Origin of the sequence: Actinophytocola sp., from assembly GCF_050699935.1 — a bacterium.
Taxonomy (GTDB): domain Bacteria; phylum Actinomycetota; class Actinomycetes; order Mycobacteriales; family Pseudonocardiaceae; genus Actinophytocola.
Genome location: NZ_JBOHGB010000008.1, coordinates 1 through 18,175 on the forward strand (window position 1 = coordinate 1; position 18,175 = coordinate 18,175).

Sequence of the window (18,175 nt, forward strand, 5' to 3'; positions counted from 1 at the left end):
GACTTCCCCGTCTCCCGCACGATCCGAACCGCCCCCTGACGGAACTCCCGATCGAACTTCCTTCGCTTCTCAGGCACGACTCATGATCCTTCTTAGTCCATGCCTCCACGATCTTGGGGGAACCTCAGCGCAGCCAACGCCTGCGCCGTCTTCCGCCGACGCGACCACCCACTCAGGACACCAAGTTCCTCATCGGACAACACCACCGATTCAAGCTTCGGACTCGGCATCGCCACAGCATACCGACCAACAATGAACTATTGACTCACGACACTAGACGATCGGCAGCAGTTCATCCATTTCCTGGTGGCACAGGACGCATGTCTCGAGGGTGTCGCCGAGCGTCGAGAGATCTACGAATCAAGCCCCCGCCTACGGGACCAGCAGGCCACCGCCGGTGATCGCGAGGACCGGGCCAGCGAGCACGCCGAGCACCACGGACAGTGCGGTGGCGACGTAGGCGGTGACCGCGGCAGGGCGGTCGGGTGCGGGCAGGCCACTGCCGTCGCGCATCGCCGGCATGATCCACCTCAGGTAGTAGAAGACGCTGGCGACGGTGTTGACCGCGGCCACGACGACCAGCCACCCGAGCCCCGCGTCCGCCGTGGCGGTGAAGATCGTGAGCTTGCCGGCGAACACCCCGGTCGGCGGAGTGCCGACCAACCCGAGCAGGCACACGACCAGGCTGACGGCGCGCCATGGCCGGTGTCTGCGCAGCCCGGTGTAGTCGTCGAGGGTGACGGCACGGGGGAGCGTGCACACGACGGCGAAGGCGCCGAGGTTGGTGACGGCGTACGCGCCGAGGTAGAGCAGCAGGCTCGGCAGCGCGAGCGACGCTTGGCCCGCGGCGGCGACGGCCATCAGCAGGTAGCCGACCTGGCTGATCGTCGAGTACGCGAGCAGGCGGCGTACATCGGTCTGGAAGAACGCGGCGAGGTTGCCGAGGGTCATCGTGACCGCGGCCAGGACCGCGACGAGCAGCGGCCAGTCCAGAGTGGACGCCTCGGCGGGGATCGCGGCGAATCGGTAGATCGCCACGACCGCGCCGATCTTGGGGATCGTGGTGACGATCGCCCCGACCGCGGGCGTTGCGCCTTGCGTGACGTCCGGTACCCAGAAGTGGCCGGGTACCGCGCCCGCCTTGAATGTGAGGCCCGCGAGCAGGGCGACGATCCCCACGGCGACGGCGGCCACCGGCGCCTCACCCAGCATGTGGTGCAGGGTCGGGTAGTCGCTGCCGGTGCCGACGCCGGTGAGCAGCATGACGCCGAGCAGCATGGTGGTGCCCAGCAGGGCGCCGAGCAGGTAGAACTTCATGCTGGCCTCGGTGCCGGGGCCGTCCTTCGCGAACCCGGTGAGTGCGTAGAGCGGCACGCTGGCGAGCAGATAGGCGGCCGCGAGCAGGAGGAGGTCGTTCGCGCCCGCCATCATGATCGCGCCAAGGGCGCCGAGCATGAGCAGGATGACGAACTCGGTCTCCCGTGCGTGGCCGGTGATCCGCGTGCTCGCCATCGCCAGTACGAGCAGCACGGAGACCAGTACCACCACCCTTGTCGCGTTGGTGGCGGTGTCGATGGCGTAGCTGTTCTCGAAGACCGCGGTCGCCGTCGGGGACCAGTTCAGGGTCGTGGCGAGGAGGGCGGCGACGACAACGACTCCGGCGAGCGCCCGGACGAGCCACTGCCTCCCGCGTGGCAGGAACGCGCCCAGCAGCAGGCCGAGCACCGCGCCGCCTGCCAGGAACGACTCGGGCAGCAGCCGGGCGAGGTCCGCGAGCATGTTCGCGGACATGTCCGTGTTCATGTCGGGGTTCATGCCCGTGTTCATGTCGCGGTCACCGGCTCAGCAGGGTGCCGAGCACGCGGGCGGCGGGTTCGACGAGGTCGAGCAGGAAGCGGGGGAACAGGCCGACTACGACCGCGAGCACCATGAGCGGTGCGATGGACAGTGTCTCGGTGGCCGTGAGGTCGGCGACGTCGGTACGTGACGGCGGGCCGAGGAACAACCGCTGGAAGGCACGGAGGAACAGCGCGGCCGTGACGAGGATGCCGAGGAACGCCAGCGCGGTGGCCACCGGTGCGCCTGGGAGGGAACCGGTGAAGATCTGGAACTCGGCGATGAACCCGGAGAACCCGGGCAGTCCGAGCGAGGCGAACGCGGCGACGGCGGTGAGACCGGCGAACCGCGGCGTGCGGGCGGCGAGCCCGCCGTAGGCGTCGAGGTCGTAGGTGCCGCCCCGCTCGTACAGCACACCGGCGAGGAGGAACAGCGCTGCCGTGATCAGGCCGTGGCTGACCATCTGGGTGACCGCGCCGGTGACCGCGAGATCGTGCGCCTGTTCGTCTGATGTGGACAGCAGTCCGGCGGCGCCGACGGCCAGGATGACGTAGCCCATGTGGTTGACCGACGTGTAGGCGATCATCCGCTTGAAGTCCTTCTGCGCCAACGCGACCAGCGCGCCGTAGAGGACGCTGACGACGCCGACGCCGACGATCACCCATGCCCAGTCCCGCCAGGTGCTGGGCAGCAGTGGCATCGCGATGCGGACGAAGCCGTACGTGCCGAGTTTCAGCAGTACCCCGGCGAGGATGGCGGAGCCCGCGGCCGGGGCCTCGGTGTGTGCGGGTGGCAGCCAGGTGTGGAACGGCACGGTCGGTGTCTTGATCGCGAGTCCGACGACGATCGCGACGAGCACGAGCGTGGCCAGGGTTCCCTTGCCCGCCAAGGGGTTCTGTTCCGCCAGCTGCACGATGTCGAACGTGTGGGGTGCCCCGGCGAGATAGAGGCCGATGAAGCCCAGCAGCAGGGCCAGCGAGCCGAGGAACGTGTACAGGAAGAATTGCAGCGCCGCCTTCGCGGCGTTGCGGTGTCCCCAACCCGCGATGACGAAGTACATGCCGACGATCGACAGGTCGAAGAACACGAAGAACAGGATCAGGTCCAGCGAGACGAACACGCCGAGGCAGACGGTCTCGAGGAACAGGAACAGCGCCGCGAACGAGCGGATCCGGTCGGTCTGGCGCAGCGCGTAGATCGCGCAGGCGAGGAACAGCACGGTGGTCAGCGCGACCAGCGGCAGACTCAGCCCGTCCACGCCGATGTGATAGCCCGAGCTGACGGTGGGGATCCACCGCCGGTTCACCTCGTACGCGTACCCGGGCCCTGGTTCGTAGCCGAGCCACAGCACCACCACGAGCGCCAGGTCGACCGTGCTCGCGGCGATCCACGTCCACCGCACGACCCGTTCGCTGATCCTGGGCACGGCCAGCAACACGGCCGCGACCGCGACGGGCAGGAAGACGACGATGCTGAGCACGCTCACCTCACGTTCATCCGAGCACGAGCAGCAGTACGGCGAGCGCGGCGAGCGCGACCACCGCCTGTGCGTAGTAGTGGTGCAGCTGACCGGTCTGCGGCCGGCGTGCCAGCCTGCCCAGCCCGCGGAAGCCGTCCGACAGCGCGCGGACCGCGCGGTCGACGGACCACTCGACGTGCGCGTCGACGACGCGCGCGAACGCGGTGCCGACGGCGGCGGTGGTCCGCACACTCCCGGCCACGACGCGATCGTCGAACCGTGCCAGGCGAACGGCAGCGGCCGCTGCCGGACGTGACGCCAGCAGCCGAGCGGCCCGTTCGAGCCCGAGCCAATCCCGCAGCAGGTGCGGGCCGGTCAGGTCGCCGCGTCGGCGAACCACCCCTGCCGAGACGGCGGCCGCGAGCAGTGCGAGCACCCCGGAGCCCGCGAGTTCCCACCACGTGGGCCGGGTTTCCTGCCCGGACAGGACGAGCGCCGCGAACTCGTCCCACAACGACGGTATGGCGACGATCCCGAGTCCCGCGGCGCCCAGCGCGAGCGGGGCAAGCGGCGCGTGCTGCCACCAGGTGACCCGGTTCGTGCCCGCCTGTTCGGGTTCGGTCCGGGTATCCGCTGGGAGCCACACCAGAACGACCGCACGGCCTGCGTAGACCGCGCTCAACGCGGCCGCCGCGAGACCGATCAGGTACAGCGGGGTGGACTCGTGCAGGGCGGTGGCCAGGACGTGGTCCTTCGTGGCCCACAACGAAAGCGGCGGGATGCCGGCGAGTGCGAGGGCACCGACGGAGAACGTGACCCCGACCAGGGGATAGCGTCGTGCCACCCCGCGCAGGACGGGCAGCTGCTTGCTGCCGACCGCCGTCAGCCACGCCCCGGCGCACAGGAACAGCAGGCTCTTGGTGAGCGCGTGGGCCACCAGCTGTCCGCTGCCTGCCGCGACTCCGCCGGTACCGGCGGCGAGCACGATGAACCCGACCTGGGCGCAGGTCGATGCCGCGAGGAGCTGTTTGAGGTCGTCCTGCGCGACCGCGACCGCGCCGAGCAGCAACGCGGTGACCGCGCCGCCCCAGGCGACGACGAGCGCCGCCCACGGGGTCGCGGTGAGGAGCGGTTCCATGCGCAGCAACAGGTAGCCGCCCGCGGCGACCATCGTGGCCGAGTGCAGCAGCGCGGACACCGGGCTGGGGCCGTCCATGGCGCGGGAGAGCCAGAAGCTGAACGGCAGCTGCGCGGACTTGCCGAACGCGGCGAGCACGATCCCGGCCGCGACGACGTCCCGCCACCCGTCCGGCAGCTCGCCCAGCCGGGCGAGTTCCAGTCCGTCGACGCCACCCGCGAGCGCCGCGCCCGCCGCGAGGTAGAGCCCCAGGTCGCCGCCACGTGTGGTCAGGAACGCCACGGTGCCCGAGGACGCGCGGCGCGGTTCGCGCCACCAGAAGCCGATGAGCGCGTACGACGCGGCGCCCATGACCTCCCACGCCATCAGCAGCGCCACGAACGTCGTGGCCGTGACGGTCACGAGCATCGCGCCGGCGAACATCAGCATGAGCCCGTGGAACCGCGCCCGTGCCTCGTCCGCCCCGAACTCGCCCGTGGCGAACACGAGCACGGCGAGCAGCACCACGGCGACCGTGACCACCATGACCGCCGACAACCCGTCGACCCGCAGACCGAACGAGATCCCGCGGAGGTAGGCCACCTCGGCCGTGGGCCGGTGGACGGCCGCGACGATCGCGAGCGCGAGGGTCGCGGCGGTGGTCACGAGCGCGACCGGACTCGCGAGCCGGTCGGCCCGGCGTCCAGTGACGAGCAACGCGCCACCGGCCAGCAGCGGCACCGCGATCAGAGCCCAGAGCATGTCAGTCCTTGAGGTCCGCGGCCATGTCGGTCATGTCGACGTCCCGTGCCCGGAACACGGCCGTGGTGACCGCGAAACCAGCGGCCATCTCGATCGCCATGGCGGTGATCGCGACCACCACGACGACCTGCCCGTCCGGCCGGTCGGGCGCGGTGAAGTACCAGAACGCGGCGGCGCCCACGATCACCCCGTTGATCATCAGCTCCAGGCCCATCATGACCATCACGATCGACTGCTGCGACAACGCGCCGAAGAGCCCGACACTGAACAACGCGGCCGCGAGCAGCAGGTAGTCCGGCAGGCTCACAGCCCACCTCGCACGGGGTCGTCCGGGCGTTCGCGGTCGAGCCGGTCGCCGTACCGGTCGTAGCGGCCGCGGTTGGTGGACAGCACGACGGTGGTGATCATCGTGGCGAACAACGCGAGCCCCAGCACGATCATCGTCAGCATCTTGGGCCCCATCAACGCCTCGCCGAGCGCCATCGTGGGATCGGCCGGGCGTGGTGCGCTCGAGGTTGGCCAATCGATGAGGTAGGCACCCGCCGCGAGCACGGCGAAGGTGCCGACAGCGATGACGAGCGCGCCCTTCTTGTTGTGCACCATGGACATCGGCATCAGCCCGGCCGGGTTCATCATGTACATCAGCATGAAGACGACCATGACGACCATCTCCATGATCATCATGAGCACGACGAGCACCCCGAGGTAGGTCAGCTCGACGAGCAGCACCGTCCCGGCGGCGAACAGGAACGACGCCAGCAGCGCGAACGTGGCCCGTGCCATGGAGTTCACCACGAACACGGCGATCCCAGCGGCGACCGCGCCGACCGCGCACACCCAGAACACCGGCCTCACCCTCCTAGATGACCACAAAGGACACAAACAGCGCCTGCAGCAGGGTGGCCGGTACCAGCACCATCCAGGACACCTCGGTGAACCGCTCCATCCGGATCGTCGGCAGCCGCCGCCCCACCCAGATCAGCAGCGCCAGCACCGCGGCCGTCTTGACCACCGACCACAACCAGCCGGGTAGCACCGGCCCGTCACCACCGCCGAGGAACAGCGGAACCGCCATCGCCGCTCCGGACACCAGCAGCACCCACTGGCCCGCGTCGAGCACCAGACGGTCCACACCGGACAGCTCCGTCCGCACACCGCCCGCCAGATCCGCGCCCGCGGCGTGGTCGAACGGCCGGAAGAACGCCATGCCCAGCACCGACACCAGGTACACGACGAACGCGACCGGCATCCACACGACGAACCAGAGGTCCTCCTGCGCGGCCACGATGTCGGACACCCGCAGCGAACCCGCGCCCAGCGCGGCTGTGGTCAGCACGAACATGTGCGGCAGCTCGTAGGCCAGCCCCTGCGCGACGAACCGGTATCCACCCACCAGCGAGAACGCCGAGTTCGGGCCCCATCCGGCAAGCCACAGCGCGGCCCACGCGACGATCTCCATCGCGTTGAACCACACGACGCCGACGGACAGATCACCTACTGCCCACCGGCCGAGGGGAGTGGCCAGCGACGCCAGCACGGCCGCGACGAGCAACACGATCCCCGACGACCGCCACAGCAGGGCATCGGCCGCGAGCGTTCGCCTGCGCTGCTGGACGAGCAGCCCGGCGGTGGTGCGCAATGGTTCCAGCAGTGCGGAGCCACCCGGTCGCCCAGCCGCTCGTGCCGCCAGAACCGCGTCGAACCCGGCGGCGGCGAGTGCGAGTACCGCGAGCACGGCCAGCAGGACGAGCGCGCCCCACCAGGGCGCCACCTCAACCATGGTGAACTCCCCCCGCGGCGAGTAACGCGACGTCGGGGTCGAGGCTGGCCACGATGAGCCGGGCGTTCGCGAGTTCCACGCCCTCGAGCAACGCGGGCAGGTTCTCCACTGTCCACTGGGTGGCGTGCTCGTCCGGTGCTTCGGTGACGTCGAGCCTGCGGTACAGCCGGTCGATGGCGTCTCCGGCCACGGCGTCCGGCGCGTCCGGAGCCGGGCCAAGTCCGGCGAGGAGCCAGCGCAAGGTGCGGGAGCGACGGACCCGGTTTGCCCACCGCTGGATCGCCCGCTCGTCCGGGACACCGGCGAGCACATCGTCTCGGAGGCGCTGCGCACCAACCGCCGCGTCCGCCCAGCCCGACAGCGCCAGAAGCCGCGAACAGGAGTCGAGACGGCGTGCGAGCGACAGGCGGCTGTCGTCGCCGGACCAGTACGAACCGGCAGGCGAGGTGAGCAGCTCCACCTCGGCCCGCTGGATCACGTCGCCCTGGATCCGGGTGTGGAGGACGAGCCCTTCCGGCCACAACGGCAGGGCAGGGCCGAGCGGCAGGTGGAGCTGGTCGAGCATGAGACCGTCTCGGTCCGGTGCGCGGTCGGCCATCGCCACGCCGCCGGGAAGCTCCATGCCGCTCATGTGGTGGTCGTGACCGCCATGACCCATGTCGTGACCCACGTGGTCCGCATGTCCGCCGTGCTCGCCGTGGTCCGTCGCATCCGGACGGTCCGCGGTCGCGTGGGCCATCTGGTCCTCGGTCCCGGCGCCGGATTCGGTCTCGTCACGCTGCCGGTCGACGTCGTGAAGGGCGCTGAGCGCCGTCACCAACCGCTGATCCGCGTCCGTCGCCGAGCGCACGTCCACCCGGACCCGTGGTATCGGCAGCGTTTGCCACACCCGCAGCACATACGGCTCGAAGCGATGGTCGTCACCGGCAACCACGAGCATGTTCGCCTGCGCGGGACTCCACGCCTGCCACCACACCCGTGCCCGCACGGCCCGCTCGACGGCAAGCCGGGCCTCGGCACCACCAGGTGCGGTCACGATCATCGGTCTGGGCGGGGTGTGGCGCAACAACCACGAGGTCACGTCCACCGCAACGCGCCTTCCCGCCACGCGTACACCACGCCGGCGAACAGGATTCCCAGGAACACGAACATCTCGACGACCGCGGTCAGCCCCTCCTCGGCGACGACGAGCGTCCAGGGGTACATGAACACCATCTCCATGTCGAACGCGAGGAAGATCACCGTCACCGTGTACCAGCGGACGTGGTACCGCGACACAGCGTGCTCGGATGGTTCGTGACCGGAGAGGAACGGCCGGACGTCGGTCGCGGTCCGCGCGAGCCGCACGAGCACCGCCAACCCATACAGGCCGCCGACAACCAGGACGACAGCCACGAAGAGCGCGAACACGCCTGTTGTCATCGCCGTCCTTCCTTCCAGTATCGGGCATAGCAGATGCTAGGGGCGGACCTAGGCTTCGCGTCGAGTCAGAAAGTTCCGCAACGATACAGGGGTAGGGTATATCTGCGACAGTGCACGAGCAATCGGACACGGGTTGGTGGAACGACACGTCGTGCGTGGTCGGCAAGAACCAGTCGACCTGCGATGCTTGGTCGTCAGCGACGCCGCTTCTTGCGCAGAGCGCCGCGGCGAATATCGGTCTCCTCGTCGGACACGGAGGCCACGAAGTGCATCAGTGCGCCGTGTGCGTCACCGGACGCGGCGAGGACGTCGTGCAGCGCGCGGGCCGCGGCTTCCTCGCGGGTCAGCGCCGCCTCGTACACGTAGGCCTTGCCGTCCCGTTCGCGCTCGACCCACTGCTTGCGGTGCAGGTTGTCCAGCACGGTCATCACTGTGGTGTAGGCGAGCTGTCGACCAGTGTCGAGCCGCTCGAGTACGTCTCGCACCTTGAGCGGCGTCGCATCCCGCCACAGCACATCCATCACCACGGCTTCAAGTTCGCCGAGACCGTGCATGCCGGCTCCCTGCCGATCGTCATCGTGGGAGGTGCGACGTGCCCCGCGGAACTCGACGCGCGCCGGATGCTGTCTGTTGGTTGCGTGGTGTTGCTCGGTACGCGACCAGGCCACTGGCCACTGATTATCTCGTCGTCGCGGTAGGTTCCCCCGGTAGGATCCCACCGGGATCACGGATGTCACCAAGCGGGCCACCTTCGACGAGCTTCATCTCGGCTCGTTGCGGTGGGCCAGGCGGAGCCACAAGGGGTCGCAACCACAGCCAGCGATGGTGCCATCTCGCGTGTCTGGTGGGATCTCACCAAGACTGGTGTCCGAGGGGGGATTAGAACACCTGTTCGAGGGCAATCTCCCGATTTCCGGGAGATTTACCATGTCACCAGCGTAGCAGCTGGCCGTCCTGTGTGTTCACAGTGTGCCACGTTGCGCCAAGGCGTCGGAAGGTCCGTCGTTCGTGTGGGTGACACGGTAGCTGAGCCGTCCACGGCGAGGGTCCAGTCGCTAGCTCGCCGCATCGGGGCGCCGCTGTACAGCCCTAATCAGGTTCTCACCGTGACGACGGTCAGTTCGTTGAGGGTGAGCTGACGACACGGACGGTAATAGGCCACGTGGGATGCTGGAGACATGGGAAGAGGTCCTCGCCGACCACGGCTTAGGTTTCATGGCGAGTCTGACGGTGCCCGCGTGCGTGAGTTCGTCCGACGGGAGGGAGCGGAGCCTTACAACGTTCGCGATGGGCATGGTCATCCGGTCCGTACTCTGGGGAATCGGCGCGAGTGTCAGGCTGAGTCTGACCGGCTCGCGGGCTGGTTCCTCGGTCTCCACCCGACCACGCAGCGGAAGCTGACCGTCTTCGTGGTCCGCTGCCCGGTGAAAGGGTGTCTGCTCGGTCGCGTATTCCGTCGTGGCGATCCGCTCGCAGCTGTCCGTTACGTGTGGCTGGGAGTTGCGTGGGCACGCGGCGGCACTGCTGGGATCTTGAACTGGGCCTGGGATGGTGGGCGTGGTTCGAAAGAGTTCATGGTGACAGGCTGCGCCCATGGCGGCGGGAACGTCGAGTTCGGGCTACTGCACGGCATGGTCGAGGCGTTAGATTCTCCTCAGTCGACCGCGCCTCAGGAGTGGCTTCATCGCTACGACGAGCCGGTCCAACGCGGATACGCGCGTCGCACACTAATGCTGCCCGACACGCACTGGCAGACCTGGACGTGATTGCCGAGGGAAGCGGCTACTATGGCGGTCACAACATTAGACCGCCTGCTCGAGCTACACGGGACCCGTCCAGGTCCCTTTGGCGTCTGAGCGCCCCATCACCACAGGTAGAGCGCCGGCCGTAGCCGCTTGGAGATGAGCACCAGGACCATCCCCTGGAGGGTCCTGCAAGCATGCTCGCGAACGTCCTCGCCATCGTGGCGTCTGTTCTTACCGGAGTCGCAGTCCCGGCGTTCGGCTACCTGAAGTACCGGGCCTATACGAACACTGTTCGGGATGTCGTCGACAAACTCGGCGTTGACGGCCTTGAGAAGATCGGTGTGATCGCCCCGCCGCCGAACCTCGCGCAGCACGTACCCAGGCGCCGTGCCTCGAGAGTGAGTCGAAGGTGAGGCCGTGGGCGTCGACTCTGCCGGTGTTGCTGTGTTCTCAACTCGAGGATGTCGATGTCGAGAACGCCGAGCTGACGTAGGAAGTCGTTGCTGATTGCCCCAGCGCGACGCGAAGCACTTCGGTTCGGTGTCGGTGCCACGACGTTCAGCAGCCAGGTCGGTTGACGGTATCGGTGAGGCGTTCGATGAGGACGGTGTCGTGCCAGGTGCTGTGTAGTTGGGCGATGCTACGGAGGAGTTTCGGTCGTTCGATGTAACGCTGTGACGCCTGCTCTGGCACCGCTTCCTGTACCCCGGCAGGGTCAGTAGCACGCACGATACCGAGATGCTAGCGGTGCCGCCGGCTCTTTATCGTGGGCTCATGACCACCCAGCCCGCCGGGTTCCCCGTCCAGTTCGACCATCGGTTCCTTCGTTTGCTCAGCGACGGCACCGGCGCTGAGCGGTTTGGCCTGGACGTGCTGGGAGGGCTGGTTGACGGTCTTGCCGACTACCGTTCCCTGCACGACCAGTCGCCGCCGGCCCGGTCGCTCGGACCTGCCCTGCTGGGCGGGTTCATGTGGCTGGATGACGATGAGCTGATCGAGGCGATCGCCAGCTACCCGGCCGCCTGCGTGGTGGTCAGCAAACAACCCGCGGCGACGGACCTCCGGCGACGCCGCAAGCAGGCGACCTTCGACCGGCTCCGCCAGATCTGCGACAGTCGAAGCGGGTTCCCTACCCGCGCCTGTCCAGAACTTGCCGATCTCGCACACCGGACGAACGGCGTCCCAACCGTGATCGGGCCCTACACCGAGTTGCCTGACCTGACGGTGCCCACGTTCCGCTCGATCGGGCCCCGCAAGACCGGTCAGCACCTCGTGCCGATCCTGCACACCAAGATGGTGTTGGTCGGCCACTTGTGGTGGCACGACGAAGGGGCAGCTGGCCAGGTCGAAGACGTCATCGGCTTCACCCCTCAGCGACTCTGGCTGGGCAGCGCGAACGGCACCCGCAGCTCCCGCCGCAACCTCGAATTTGGTGTCTGGCTCACCGACGGGACTGTGCTCGCCACCGCAAGAAAGTTCCTCACCCAGGTCATCCGCCACTCCGAGGACATCGACCCGACAACCGACGTGTTCGATCCCGAACTGGCGCCCATCGAGTTCGACGACGACGCAATGGCCGAGGCCGCTGCGGAGCTGTGGGATGACAACGACGGCGCGTGACACCCGAGCGCAAGCCATTGTCTGAACCAACAGGAACCAGGGTCCGTAGTCGAGCTGATCGCAGCCACTCATCACAGCTATCGGCAATACGGAGTGTTTTGGAGGAGGGTAGGGATTGCATCACGCGGACGCGCACGGCGACAAGCTGCTGCGCGTGCGCGGCTGGCTTCCACACCGACCAAGATGAGGTCAAGACGACCTATGAGATGGCGGAATCAGATCCCGGCGTCTGCCTCCTCAGAAGCTGCTCTCGCAAGAGGGCGAGCACACGTGTCGAGTCCTCGTGCCAGGTGATCGCGTTGCCAGCCACCATCGCCACTCCGGCCAGCACATCTCGTACGTCCTCCTCGTCGAGGTCATCGATGAGGACTGACAGACCCTTCTGGTCTCGTGCGACCGCTGCGGTGATGATCGCCCACGACTGCTGCCTCAAATCGTCCGCCACGACGTTAGGCAACCACGCCGGTGAGACACCTGCCGCAGCGGGTGGTCTCCGGTTGATCGACGAAGCCAGCAACCTCAGGAGTCCGTCGAGGATGAGGTCGTCACCCCTGATTCGGCGCGGGCGCAACCTGGGACGCTGGTCGCTACGTTCCGGACGGACCTGCACGGTGGCGAGCTGACCGAACCTCGAGTTGCGGATTTTCTCCGGCGCGAATGCGGCGATGCATGCTCGGCGGTCGCCGCGAGCGAGAGCAGGACCGCGACGGCCGCCCGCCTGAACGGCCGCTCGGCGAACGTGCCACGTGCTACGGGGAGGGGTTCACCGCGGGTGATGTGCGGCGGGGGCCTTGTCGGGTGAGTCGGATCATGGCGCGGTAGAGGGCTCGGGGCAGGGGGCGTCGGGCAGTGGGGCGTCGGGGTGGCGTAGGAGCGGACCATGTGGCCGACGAGGTGTTGCCAGGTGTCGGGTGCGGCGTCCTGGGTTGCGACGATGACGCCGGCGTTGGCCATGAGCAGGATTCGACAGTCGCGTGAGGTCCCTCATCAGACAGGTACATCGACACGGATAGCTAGCCAGTGGTGGTGAGAGTCGTGCCGCGGTCGAGGGCGATCCAGTTCTTCGGGTTGTTCAGGATCCGGCGCTCGTGGTGAATCGACCTGATCTCGTCGCCTTCCGGCGTGTCTCGGGATTCGGGTTGCCGCGCGCCATATCCTAGTCCGTTACGTCGTCGACGTGCGTGGGTGAGTCGACGAGATCGGGTCGTGAAGTGGGATGGCAGCATGAGCAGGAGAAGGCCGGGGTTCAGCCTTTCGTTCTCGGGTTTCGTGTGTCCGTGTGGTGAACGCGAGCGTGTTCGGGGCGTGGCGTGTCCTGCTTGCGGGGAGCGGCCGCGCGTGCACGAGGTCAATCCGCAGGTGCAGCGGCGGCAGCGTGTCGTCAAGCAGGTGCGTTGCGTTCAGCCGGTGGCGCCGGGTGAGGTGCTGCAGCCCGGTGTGGACCTGTACCCGGCGCTGCTTGGTGGCCTGACGGAGTGGATGGAGCAGTTCTGGGCGGCGCTTGACGAAGACAGTTGTGATGTCGAGCGGGCCTGCGACTTGACCGGTCAGTTGCTCGGTCGGGTCGATGCGATCAAGGCCGTTCAGCGCCTTCGTCCGTGGCGCGAGTTGTGTCAGGCCGTTGAGGACACGCTTACAAGCGTGCACGGAGTGTGGGAGGCAACTCTCAACGCGTACGCCGCACCGGCTCCAGTCCAGGCGCAACGAGCTGAGCAGGTGCTGCAGGGTCACATTGACGCGGCTTGTTCTGCCCTGGATCGGTGGGCTGGGGCCATCGATCGAGTCGAGCTCATGGTGGGCCGGTCTCCCGACGATCTGGCGATCGCGATGGTGTCGCTCGCCATGACCGCCAGCTCCGCCACTGATATCGCGATGCAGCGCATCACGAGGATCGGTGGTCCCAGTGCCGCCCTTCCTGCTGGGATCGGTGAGTATGTTCGGTCGTGTGTCGAGATGGCCGCGACTCTTGGGGAGCGGCAGTCCTTCGAGGACATCGTCGTCCGGGCACGCGACGTTCTTCGGGCTGGCAGCCAAAAGTGTCGTGACGCCATCGAGTCCGACGTGTTCAGAAACAATTTCTCGCGCGCCCTGGCCGAAATGTACCGGTCCGGAAGCATGCTTCACGTCCTGTCCACGGTCTCGGGAAACGATCGGGTCGGCGTCGACGCGCTTATGAGCTCCATTCACACTGTCGTGGAGTCGAGCACCAGGCACTCCATTGCGCTGTTCTCCATAGCGCTTACCGGGTCGGGCTACCGCTCGGCTCTGTCCGACGGGGCCGCTGCCTGTGTACGCCGGATCAGGAGCACGCCACACGCACGGCTGGTTGCTGACATCGACCTCGACCTCCGGAACGCCGTCGCGCACCGTGCGTATGTCATCAAGACCGACAACGGAGTCGATCTTCTTAATGATCGCGGCAATGTCCAGAAACACCTAACATCCGCGCAGTTGGTTGACGCGGTCATCGCCGGACACGTGACGGCCATGGCGTTGACGGTGGCGGTCGTGCTGTTCGGTGTCGAGTCGGGTGCTGATGTCATGCCGTTGCTCGAGACGGTGGAGTCTCTGCCTGCCACGCAGAGCATTCAGCTCGTCGCTTTGGTGAGTGGGTGGCCGTGTCCGGACATCCAGGTCTCCGACGACCAGTGTGAAGTGCACGTGTTCGGAGTGCCCCGGATCGAGTTGACAGTGGACATGGAGCGAGCTGGATCACTGCTCGCTTCCGTCAACGTGGCGGCGCGCGTCAGTCCCGGGGTGGAGCGGTTCGTGGTCCACGACGACAACACCACTGAGCCCCTTGTCATCGACACGAACCTCGCCCGTGCGGTAGCCAACACTGAGGACCCGTTCACACAGGTTCTGTCCTACCTCCGACTCTTCCACTCGATGCGTCGCGGCGACCACGTCGAACTCGACGCGAGCATGCGGCGCGCCCTGATTCTGCGGGGTGCGCAGCTGGCCACGACGGAAGGCGGTGTTGCCGCGGTGCGCATGCTGATCGAGCTCCGTGCTCTGGCTCGGCACTGTGCCGATACGGGCGCTGCGGATCACCTCACCGACCTGCTCGGCAGGCTTCGGGCCCAGATCGCCGGTTACGCCGAACCGAACCGCGCCCAGCTTTTCGCCTATGCGGGAAGCGAACGTCCGTCGAGCACGCGGTGAGGAGTGACACGGTAGATCGTGGCATCGCCGTGCGCGGTGGTGCTGGCGACCATGCCGCCGCTACTGGCCGTGATCGCCAACGCTGGACGGCACGTCGTGCTGGTTCGCCAACCCGCGCAGCAGCCGAAGGTCACGCAGAGGTGGACCGTACGATCCCGTGGTACCGGTCGCCTCCGTATTCCCGCAGCAAAGCGTCGATGGTCGCGACGGACGCGTTCAGGTGGAATTCGAGTCTGTCGAGCGGGCAGAGCACGTCCAGGCCGTCTGCTTTGCTCCAGAGCGGAGACAACCGCCACGATTTCGGCCGCAAGGGCGGGGGCCCAGCCGGATGTCGTAGCTGGTGCTTTTCACGGGGTTTTCGACCTGCGCCGGGTGACCGATTTTGTTTCCTGTATTTGGAGGATCTCAACGTCGTTCCAGAGAACCTCGGCCTGCGCCGGTTCGGGCAGTCGCAGCATCCGGCGGATCGGGGCCATGAATCGGGTTTCGGTGAGGCGGACGGTCAGCCCTTCGCTGCTGATGGTCAGCTGACATGGGCGGAGCGCGCAGAGGCCGGCAATGGCGACGTAGCCGACGATGGTTATCGTGCTGGCGAGGACGTACAGGCCACCGCGCGACCTGTCACCGCCGATGGCGAACGAGCAGAACGTCGCGTTTGGCGGTAGGAGGCCGGTAGCCCCTGGGGAGCCTGCTGCTCCGGCTCCTCTCGGCGGAGCAGGACGCCCGCGTTGGCGGTAAAGGCCCCGGGGGTCGTCGCCGGTTTCGGTAACGCCGTCCCGTATTGCACCGACGTTCGCGGCAGAACCAGGTGGAGGTGGGATGATCGGATCCGGCCGTGCCCCGCGCGGGGCTCTCGCCGCTGTGCTCGTGATCGTTATGTTCCTGTGCGGGTGCGAGGCAGCGCCGACGGGCGCCGTGGATGATCCGGACGCGTCGGAAGGCGTGGACCTGAGCGTCCCTGAGGCTGGGTGGGGTCCCGACCGTCCGGCCTTCACACATGACGCCCCGCCGACGACCGCGGTCCTGAACTCATTGATGGACGACCCTGAGTGGGGCGACGAACGTAGTTTCCTGTCTCTGCGTGCTGTCGGCGACGAGAACTGGATCTCCGACGACACACTGCAGGTGCGGCCCGGTGGCCGGTACGAGGCCTGGATCAGCTTCCACAACGACGCCCTCGCCGGGTCGGAAAGCGTGAGCCGGGAGACGCGGGTGTCCGCGACGTTGCCCGCCACGGTCGACGGCCGGGAGCGCGCCACGGGCGTCGTGACGTCCGGTACTGCCGAGCCGCCCAAGGTGTGGCGATCGCTCGTGGTCGCCACGTCAGGTAGTCCGGTCGCGATCAGGATCGCGTCGGACACGGCGAAGCTCTACACGAAACGTGTCCCCGCCGGGATCCCAGTGCCCGCGGGCGAACTCTTCTCCCCGCGAGGGGTGCTCGTCGGCTGCGACGGGATGACCGGTGACGTGACCGGAGAGGACGACTGCCGAGGGGAGGTCCGGTTCGAGTTCGTGGCCGACCAGCCCGGCTTCACGGTCACGCAACGCGCCGCGGAACGCGGCAGCAAACAGTACGAATACACCCCGCGCGTGCGGCCCGGGGGCGAGTTGGATATCAAGGTCAAGTACGAGAACACCGGTACGATGCAACAGGACGACGTCATCATCAAGTACTCGTTGCCGGGCGAACTCGTGTACGTCCGGGGTACGACGGCCGTTTCGAACTCGACAACAGGTAACGAATGGCGGCAAATCGACAACGATGGCGTGGTGCGCCGAGGTGTGAACCTCGGGTCGTTCGCTCCGGAGGCTGCCTTGTACCTCCGGTTGACGGTGCGCGTCACCCAAACAGCTGGCTCGCGGTGTGGCACCAACCGGGTCCTTGGCACGGCCACCGCGGAGACCCACAACGGCAGCAAGTCACATGAGTTGGCCGTCGAGATCGATCGGGCATGCTGAAGCCCCGAGCGCATACTCCCTGGTACGACGTGCTGATCGCTCTGACAAGCCTCGTCGTGGCCGTCGTCGCCTTGTACGTCAGTTGGTATGTACCGGTGACGCTCGACGAGGACGCAAGGGACCGGGAACGAACGCGGTCCTGTGTCGACGCCGTCGTGGACCTCCGTGCGTCGATGCAGCGGATACAAACCGGCTACGCGGTCGACCAGGACGCGCACGCGGAACGCCTTGCGGACTGGGACGCCGGCTCGAATGCGATCGAGCGCGTTCGCATCACGTGTCGCGACCTGGAACTCCCCACAGCGGGCCGTGTGAACGAGAAAAGCGGTCTGTGGGAACAGATCCACACCTCGAGGGAGGCGGCCGCAGCACAAGACCCGGACCTCACACCGGTCGGCGAGGTCCTGCGGTGGACCATCGCGAGCATCGAAGATCTGACAGGGTAAATGGGTTCCCTTGTGTGTCAGGAATTGCTTGCCTTCATGCCGCTGATGTCGGGCACGTCGGTTCGCGCGGGCTGGACCACCCCGTCGATCACGCGCATGATGTGCTGGGCGCCCGCTCCAGATCGGATTGGCGCGATCACGGCTTCGAGGTTGAGGGTGGGATCAGCCGCGCTGCTCGGTTCTGCCACGGGTCGGCGGGGATCGCGTCGTCGAGGTGGCGTGGGCAATCTCTGTCGCTGACCAGATTCTGTCGACCACGTCGCGAACTCTAGCTCCCTGGCGGAACAGCAATCGGAACCCGTCCTGGTTCGGCGGGTAAGCCAAGGCCGCAGCCTTGGCGCCACTTCTTGTCCCCGCCTACGGACGCCAGTAGATAGCTCGTCGTGAGCGCGGGCCGGCCCACTAGCCGACCCAGGACCTAGACGACCGAGCCGCCGTCGAACTCGTAGCCTGAAGCGGTGGCGCTGCCGTTAGGAGAGCGGTGGCGCGTGTGGGAGGGATCGTGCGAGCGTGGAGAAGTAGGGCCAGGTTGACCAGGCGTTCAGGTTGCCGATCACGTAGAGGCGGCGTTTGGCGCGGCTCACGGCTACGTTGAGCAGGTTGGACCTGCTCGACGCCCATTGCCGCGAGCCCGGTTTCCGGGGGTCGCTGCCCAGCACGAGGATGACGATGTCGGCCTGTTTGCCCTGTGCGGTGTGGACGGTGCCGGCGACCAGCCCACGGTAGGAGCGCGAACGGCGTCGGAGCTTGTCGGCGACCGCGGTGAGCGGGCCGATCGCCAGCACCTCCGTCATGTCGAACCTCATCTCCGCACGATCGGCTCACTGTCATCCCGCTCCGGCGGCCGACACGACGTAGACTCTC

18 protein-coding genes are annotated in these 18,175 nt (G+C 67.3%); 6 read left to right on the forward strand and 12 right to left on the reverse strand.

Annotation, left to right across the window (positions count from 1 at the left end):
* Positions 1–372: 372 nt before the first annotated feature.
* From ACRDTB_RS05100 to ACRDTB_RS05140, 9 genes are all read right to left on the reverse strand, one after another.
* Positions 373–1,827, reverse strand: a complete 1,455-nt coding sequence (locus tag ACRDTB_RS05100; RefSeq protein ID WP_431428772.1) for an NADH-quinone oxidoreductase subunit N — start codon at positions 1,825–1,827, stop codon at positions 373–375.
* A 7-nt stretch (positions 1,828–1,834) separates the two neighbouring features.
* Positions 1,835–3,316: a complex I subunit 4 family protein gene (locus ACRDTB_RS05105; protein ID WP_431428887.1), complete on the reverse strand. Its 1,482-nt coding sequence runs from the start codon at positions 3,314–3,316 to the stop codon at positions 1,835–1,837.
* A gap of 13 nt (positions 3,317–3,329) precedes the next feature.
* On the reverse strand, positions 3,330–5,174 hold the full coding sequence (locus tag ACRDTB_RS05110) for an NADH-quinone oxidoreductase subunit 5 family protein (RefSeq protein WP_431428773.1): 1,845 nt from the start codon (positions 5,172–5,174) through the stop codon (positions 3,330–3,332).
* Position 5,175: 1 nt separating this feature from the next.
* A complete protein-coding gene (nuoK, locus tag ACRDTB_RS05115) occupies positions 5,176–5,481 on the reverse strand; it encodes an NADH-quinone oxidoreductase subunit NuoK (protein WP_431428774.1) in 306 nt (101 codons plus the stop codon).
* Positions 5,478–6,029 (reverse strand): NADH-quinone oxidoreductase subunit J, encoded by a 552-nt coding sequence (locus tag ACRDTB_RS05120; RefSeq protein ID WP_431428775.1) that lies wholly within the window; start codon positions 6,027–6,029, stop codon positions 5,478–5,480. The genes nuoK and ACRDTB_RS05120 overlap by 4 nt, the downstream gene beginning before the upstream one ends.
* 4 nt (positions 6,030–6,033) lie before the next feature.
* Complete coding sequence (locus ACRDTB_RS05125) at positions 6,034–6,954, reverse strand: complex I subunit 1 family protein (RefSeq protein WP_431428776.1); 921 nt, start codon at positions 6,952–6,954, stop codon at positions 6,034–6,036.
* Positions 6,947–7,990, reverse strand: a complete 1,044-nt coding sequence (locus tag ACRDTB_RS05130; RefSeq protein WP_431428777.1) for a hypothetical protein — start codon at positions 7,988–7,990, stop codon at positions 6,947–6,949. Before ACRDTB_RS05130 ends, ACRDTB_RS05125 begins: the two co-directional genes overlap by 8 nt.
* Positions 7,991–8,031: 41 nt before the next feature.
* Positions 8,032–8,376 (reverse strand): NADH-quinone oxidoreductase subunit A, encoded by a 345-nt coding sequence (locus ACRDTB_RS05135; protein WP_431428778.1) that lies wholly within the window; start codon positions 8,374–8,376, stop codon positions 8,032–8,034.
* 194 nt (positions 8,377–8,570) lie between these two features.
* Positions 8,571–8,930: a BlaI/MecI/CopY family transcriptional regulator gene (locus ACRDTB_RS05140; protein WP_431428779.1), complete on the reverse strand. Its 360-nt coding sequence runs from the start codon at positions 8,928–8,930 to the stop codon at positions 8,571–8,573.
* A 684-nt stretch (positions 8,931–9,614) separates the two neighbouring features.
* Here ACRDTB_RS05140 and ACRDTB_RS05145 point away from each other — a divergent pair.
* The 3 genes from ACRDTB_RS05145 (at position 9,615) to ACRDTB_RS05155 (ending at position 11,741) form a co-directional block, all read left to right on the forward strand.
* The gene (locus ACRDTB_RS05145; protein ID WP_431428780.1) at positions 9,615–10,142 is read left to right on the forward strand and encodes a hypothetical protein; all 528 of its coding nucleotides are present in this window, start codon (positions 9,615–9,617) and stop codon (positions 10,140–10,142) included.
* Between the two features lie 173 nt (positions 10,143–10,315).
* Positions 10,316–10,534: a hypothetical protein gene (locus tag ACRDTB_RS05150; protein WP_431428781.1), complete on the forward strand. Its 219-nt coding sequence runs from the start codon at positions 10,316–10,318 to the stop codon at positions 10,532–10,534.
* Positions 10,535–10,895: 361 nt separating this feature from the next.
* Positions 10,896–11,741: a hypothetical protein gene (locus ACRDTB_RS05155; RefSeq protein ID WP_431428782.1), complete on the forward strand. Its 846-nt coding sequence runs from the start codon at positions 10,896–10,898 to the stop codon at positions 11,739–11,741.
* A gap of 199 nt (positions 11,742–11,940) precedes the next feature.
* Here ACRDTB_RS05155 and ACRDTB_RS05160 read toward each other — a convergent pair whose 3' ends face one another.
* Positions 11,941–12,186, reverse strand: coding sequence for a hypothetical protein (locus ACRDTB_RS05160; protein WP_431428783.1), 246 nt, complete (start codon positions 12,184–12,186; stop codon positions 11,941–11,943).
* A gap of 893 nt (positions 12,187–13,079) precedes the next feature.
* On the opposite strand from ACRDTB_RS05160, the gene ACRDTB_RS05165 reads away from it, so the two are divergent.
* The 3 genes from ACRDTB_RS05165 (at position 13,080) to ACRDTB_RS05175 (ending at position 17,311) form a co-directional block, all read left to right on the forward strand.
* Positions 13,080–14,906 carry a hypothetical protein gene (locus tag ACRDTB_RS05165; protein ID WP_431428784.1) on the forward strand — a complete coding sequence of 609 codons (1,827 nt, stop codon included), beginning with the start codon at positions 13,080–13,082 and terminating at the stop codon, positions 14,904–14,906.
* 1,035 nt (positions 14,907–15,941) lie between these two features.
* On the forward strand, positions 15,942–16,865 hold the full coding sequence (locus tag ACRDTB_RS05170; protein WP_431428785.1) for a hypothetical protein: 924 nt from the start codon (positions 15,942–15,944) through the stop codon (positions 16,863–16,865).
* Positions 16,859–17,311, forward strand: coding sequence for a hypothetical protein (locus tag ACRDTB_RS05175; protein WP_431428786.1), 453 nt, complete (start codon positions 16,859–16,861; stop codon positions 17,309–17,311). The genes ACRDTB_RS05170 and ACRDTB_RS05175 overlap by 7 nt, the downstream gene beginning before the upstream one ends.
* A 17-nt stretch (positions 17,312–17,328) precedes the next feature.
* On the opposite strand, the gene ACRDTB_RS05180 is transcribed toward ACRDTB_RS05175, so the two are convergent.
* Together ACRDTB_RS05180 and ACRDTB_RS05185 are read right to left on the reverse strand one after the other, a co-directional pair.
* Complete coding sequence (locus ACRDTB_RS05180) at positions 17,329–17,499, reverse strand: hypothetical protein (RefSeq protein ID WP_431428787.1); 171 nt, start codon at positions 17,497–17,499, stop codon at positions 17,329–17,331.
* 282 nt (positions 17,500–17,781) lie between these two features.
* Positions 17,782–18,117, reverse strand: a complete 336-nt coding sequence (locus ACRDTB_RS05185; RefSeq protein ID WP_431428788.1) for an ATP-binding domain-containing protein — start codon at positions 18,115–18,117, stop codon at positions 17,782–17,784.
* Positions 18,118–18,175 lie beyond the last annotated feature (58 nt).

Excerpts from the sequence above, each read along its gene's own strand:
- ACRDTB_RS05100 (WP_431428772.1), bottom strand. The coding sequence starts at position 1,827 with ATGAACACGGGCATGAACCCCGACATGAACACGGACATGTCCGCGAAC.
- ACRDTB_RS05110 (WP_431428773.1), bottom strand. The coding sequence starts at position 5,174 with ATGCTCTGGGCTCTGATCGCGGTGCCGCTGCTGGCCGGTGGCGCGTTG.
- ACRDTB_RS05125 (WP_431428776.1), bottom strand. The coding sequence starts at position 6,954 with ATGGTTGAGGTGGCGCCCTGGTGGGGCGCGCTCGTCCTGCTGGCCGTG.
- ACRDTB_RS05150 (WP_431428781.1), top strand. The coding sequence starts at position 10,316 with ATGCTCGCGAACGTCCTCGCCATCGTGGCGTCTGTTCTTACCGGAGTC.
- ACRDTB_RS05140 (WP_431428779.1), bottom strand. The coding sequence starts at position 8,930 with ATGCACGGTCTCGGCGAACTTGAAGCCGTGGTGATGGATGTGCTGTGG.
- ACRDTB_RS05175 (WP_431428786.1), top strand. The coding sequence starts at position 16,859 with ATGCTGAAGCCCCGAGCGCATACTCCCTGGTACGACGTGCTGATCGCT.
- ACRDTB_RS05170 (WP_431428785.1), top strand. The coding sequence starts at position 15,942 with ATGGACGACCCTGAGTGGGGCGACGAACGTAGTTTCCTGTCTCTGCGT.
- ACRDTB_RS05155 (WP_431428782.1), top strand. The coding sequence starts at position 10,896 with ATGACCACCCAGCCCGCCGGGTTCCCCGTCCAGTTCGACCATCGGTTC.
- ACRDTB_RS05185 (WP_431428788.1), bottom strand. The coding sequence starts at position 18,117 with ATGAGGTTCGACATGACGGAGGTGCTGGCGATCGGCCCGCTCACCGCG.
- ACRDTB_RS05135 (WP_431428778.1), bottom strand. The coding sequence starts at position 8,376 with ATGACAACAGGCGTGTTCGCGCTCTTCGTGGCTGTCGTCCTGGTTGTC.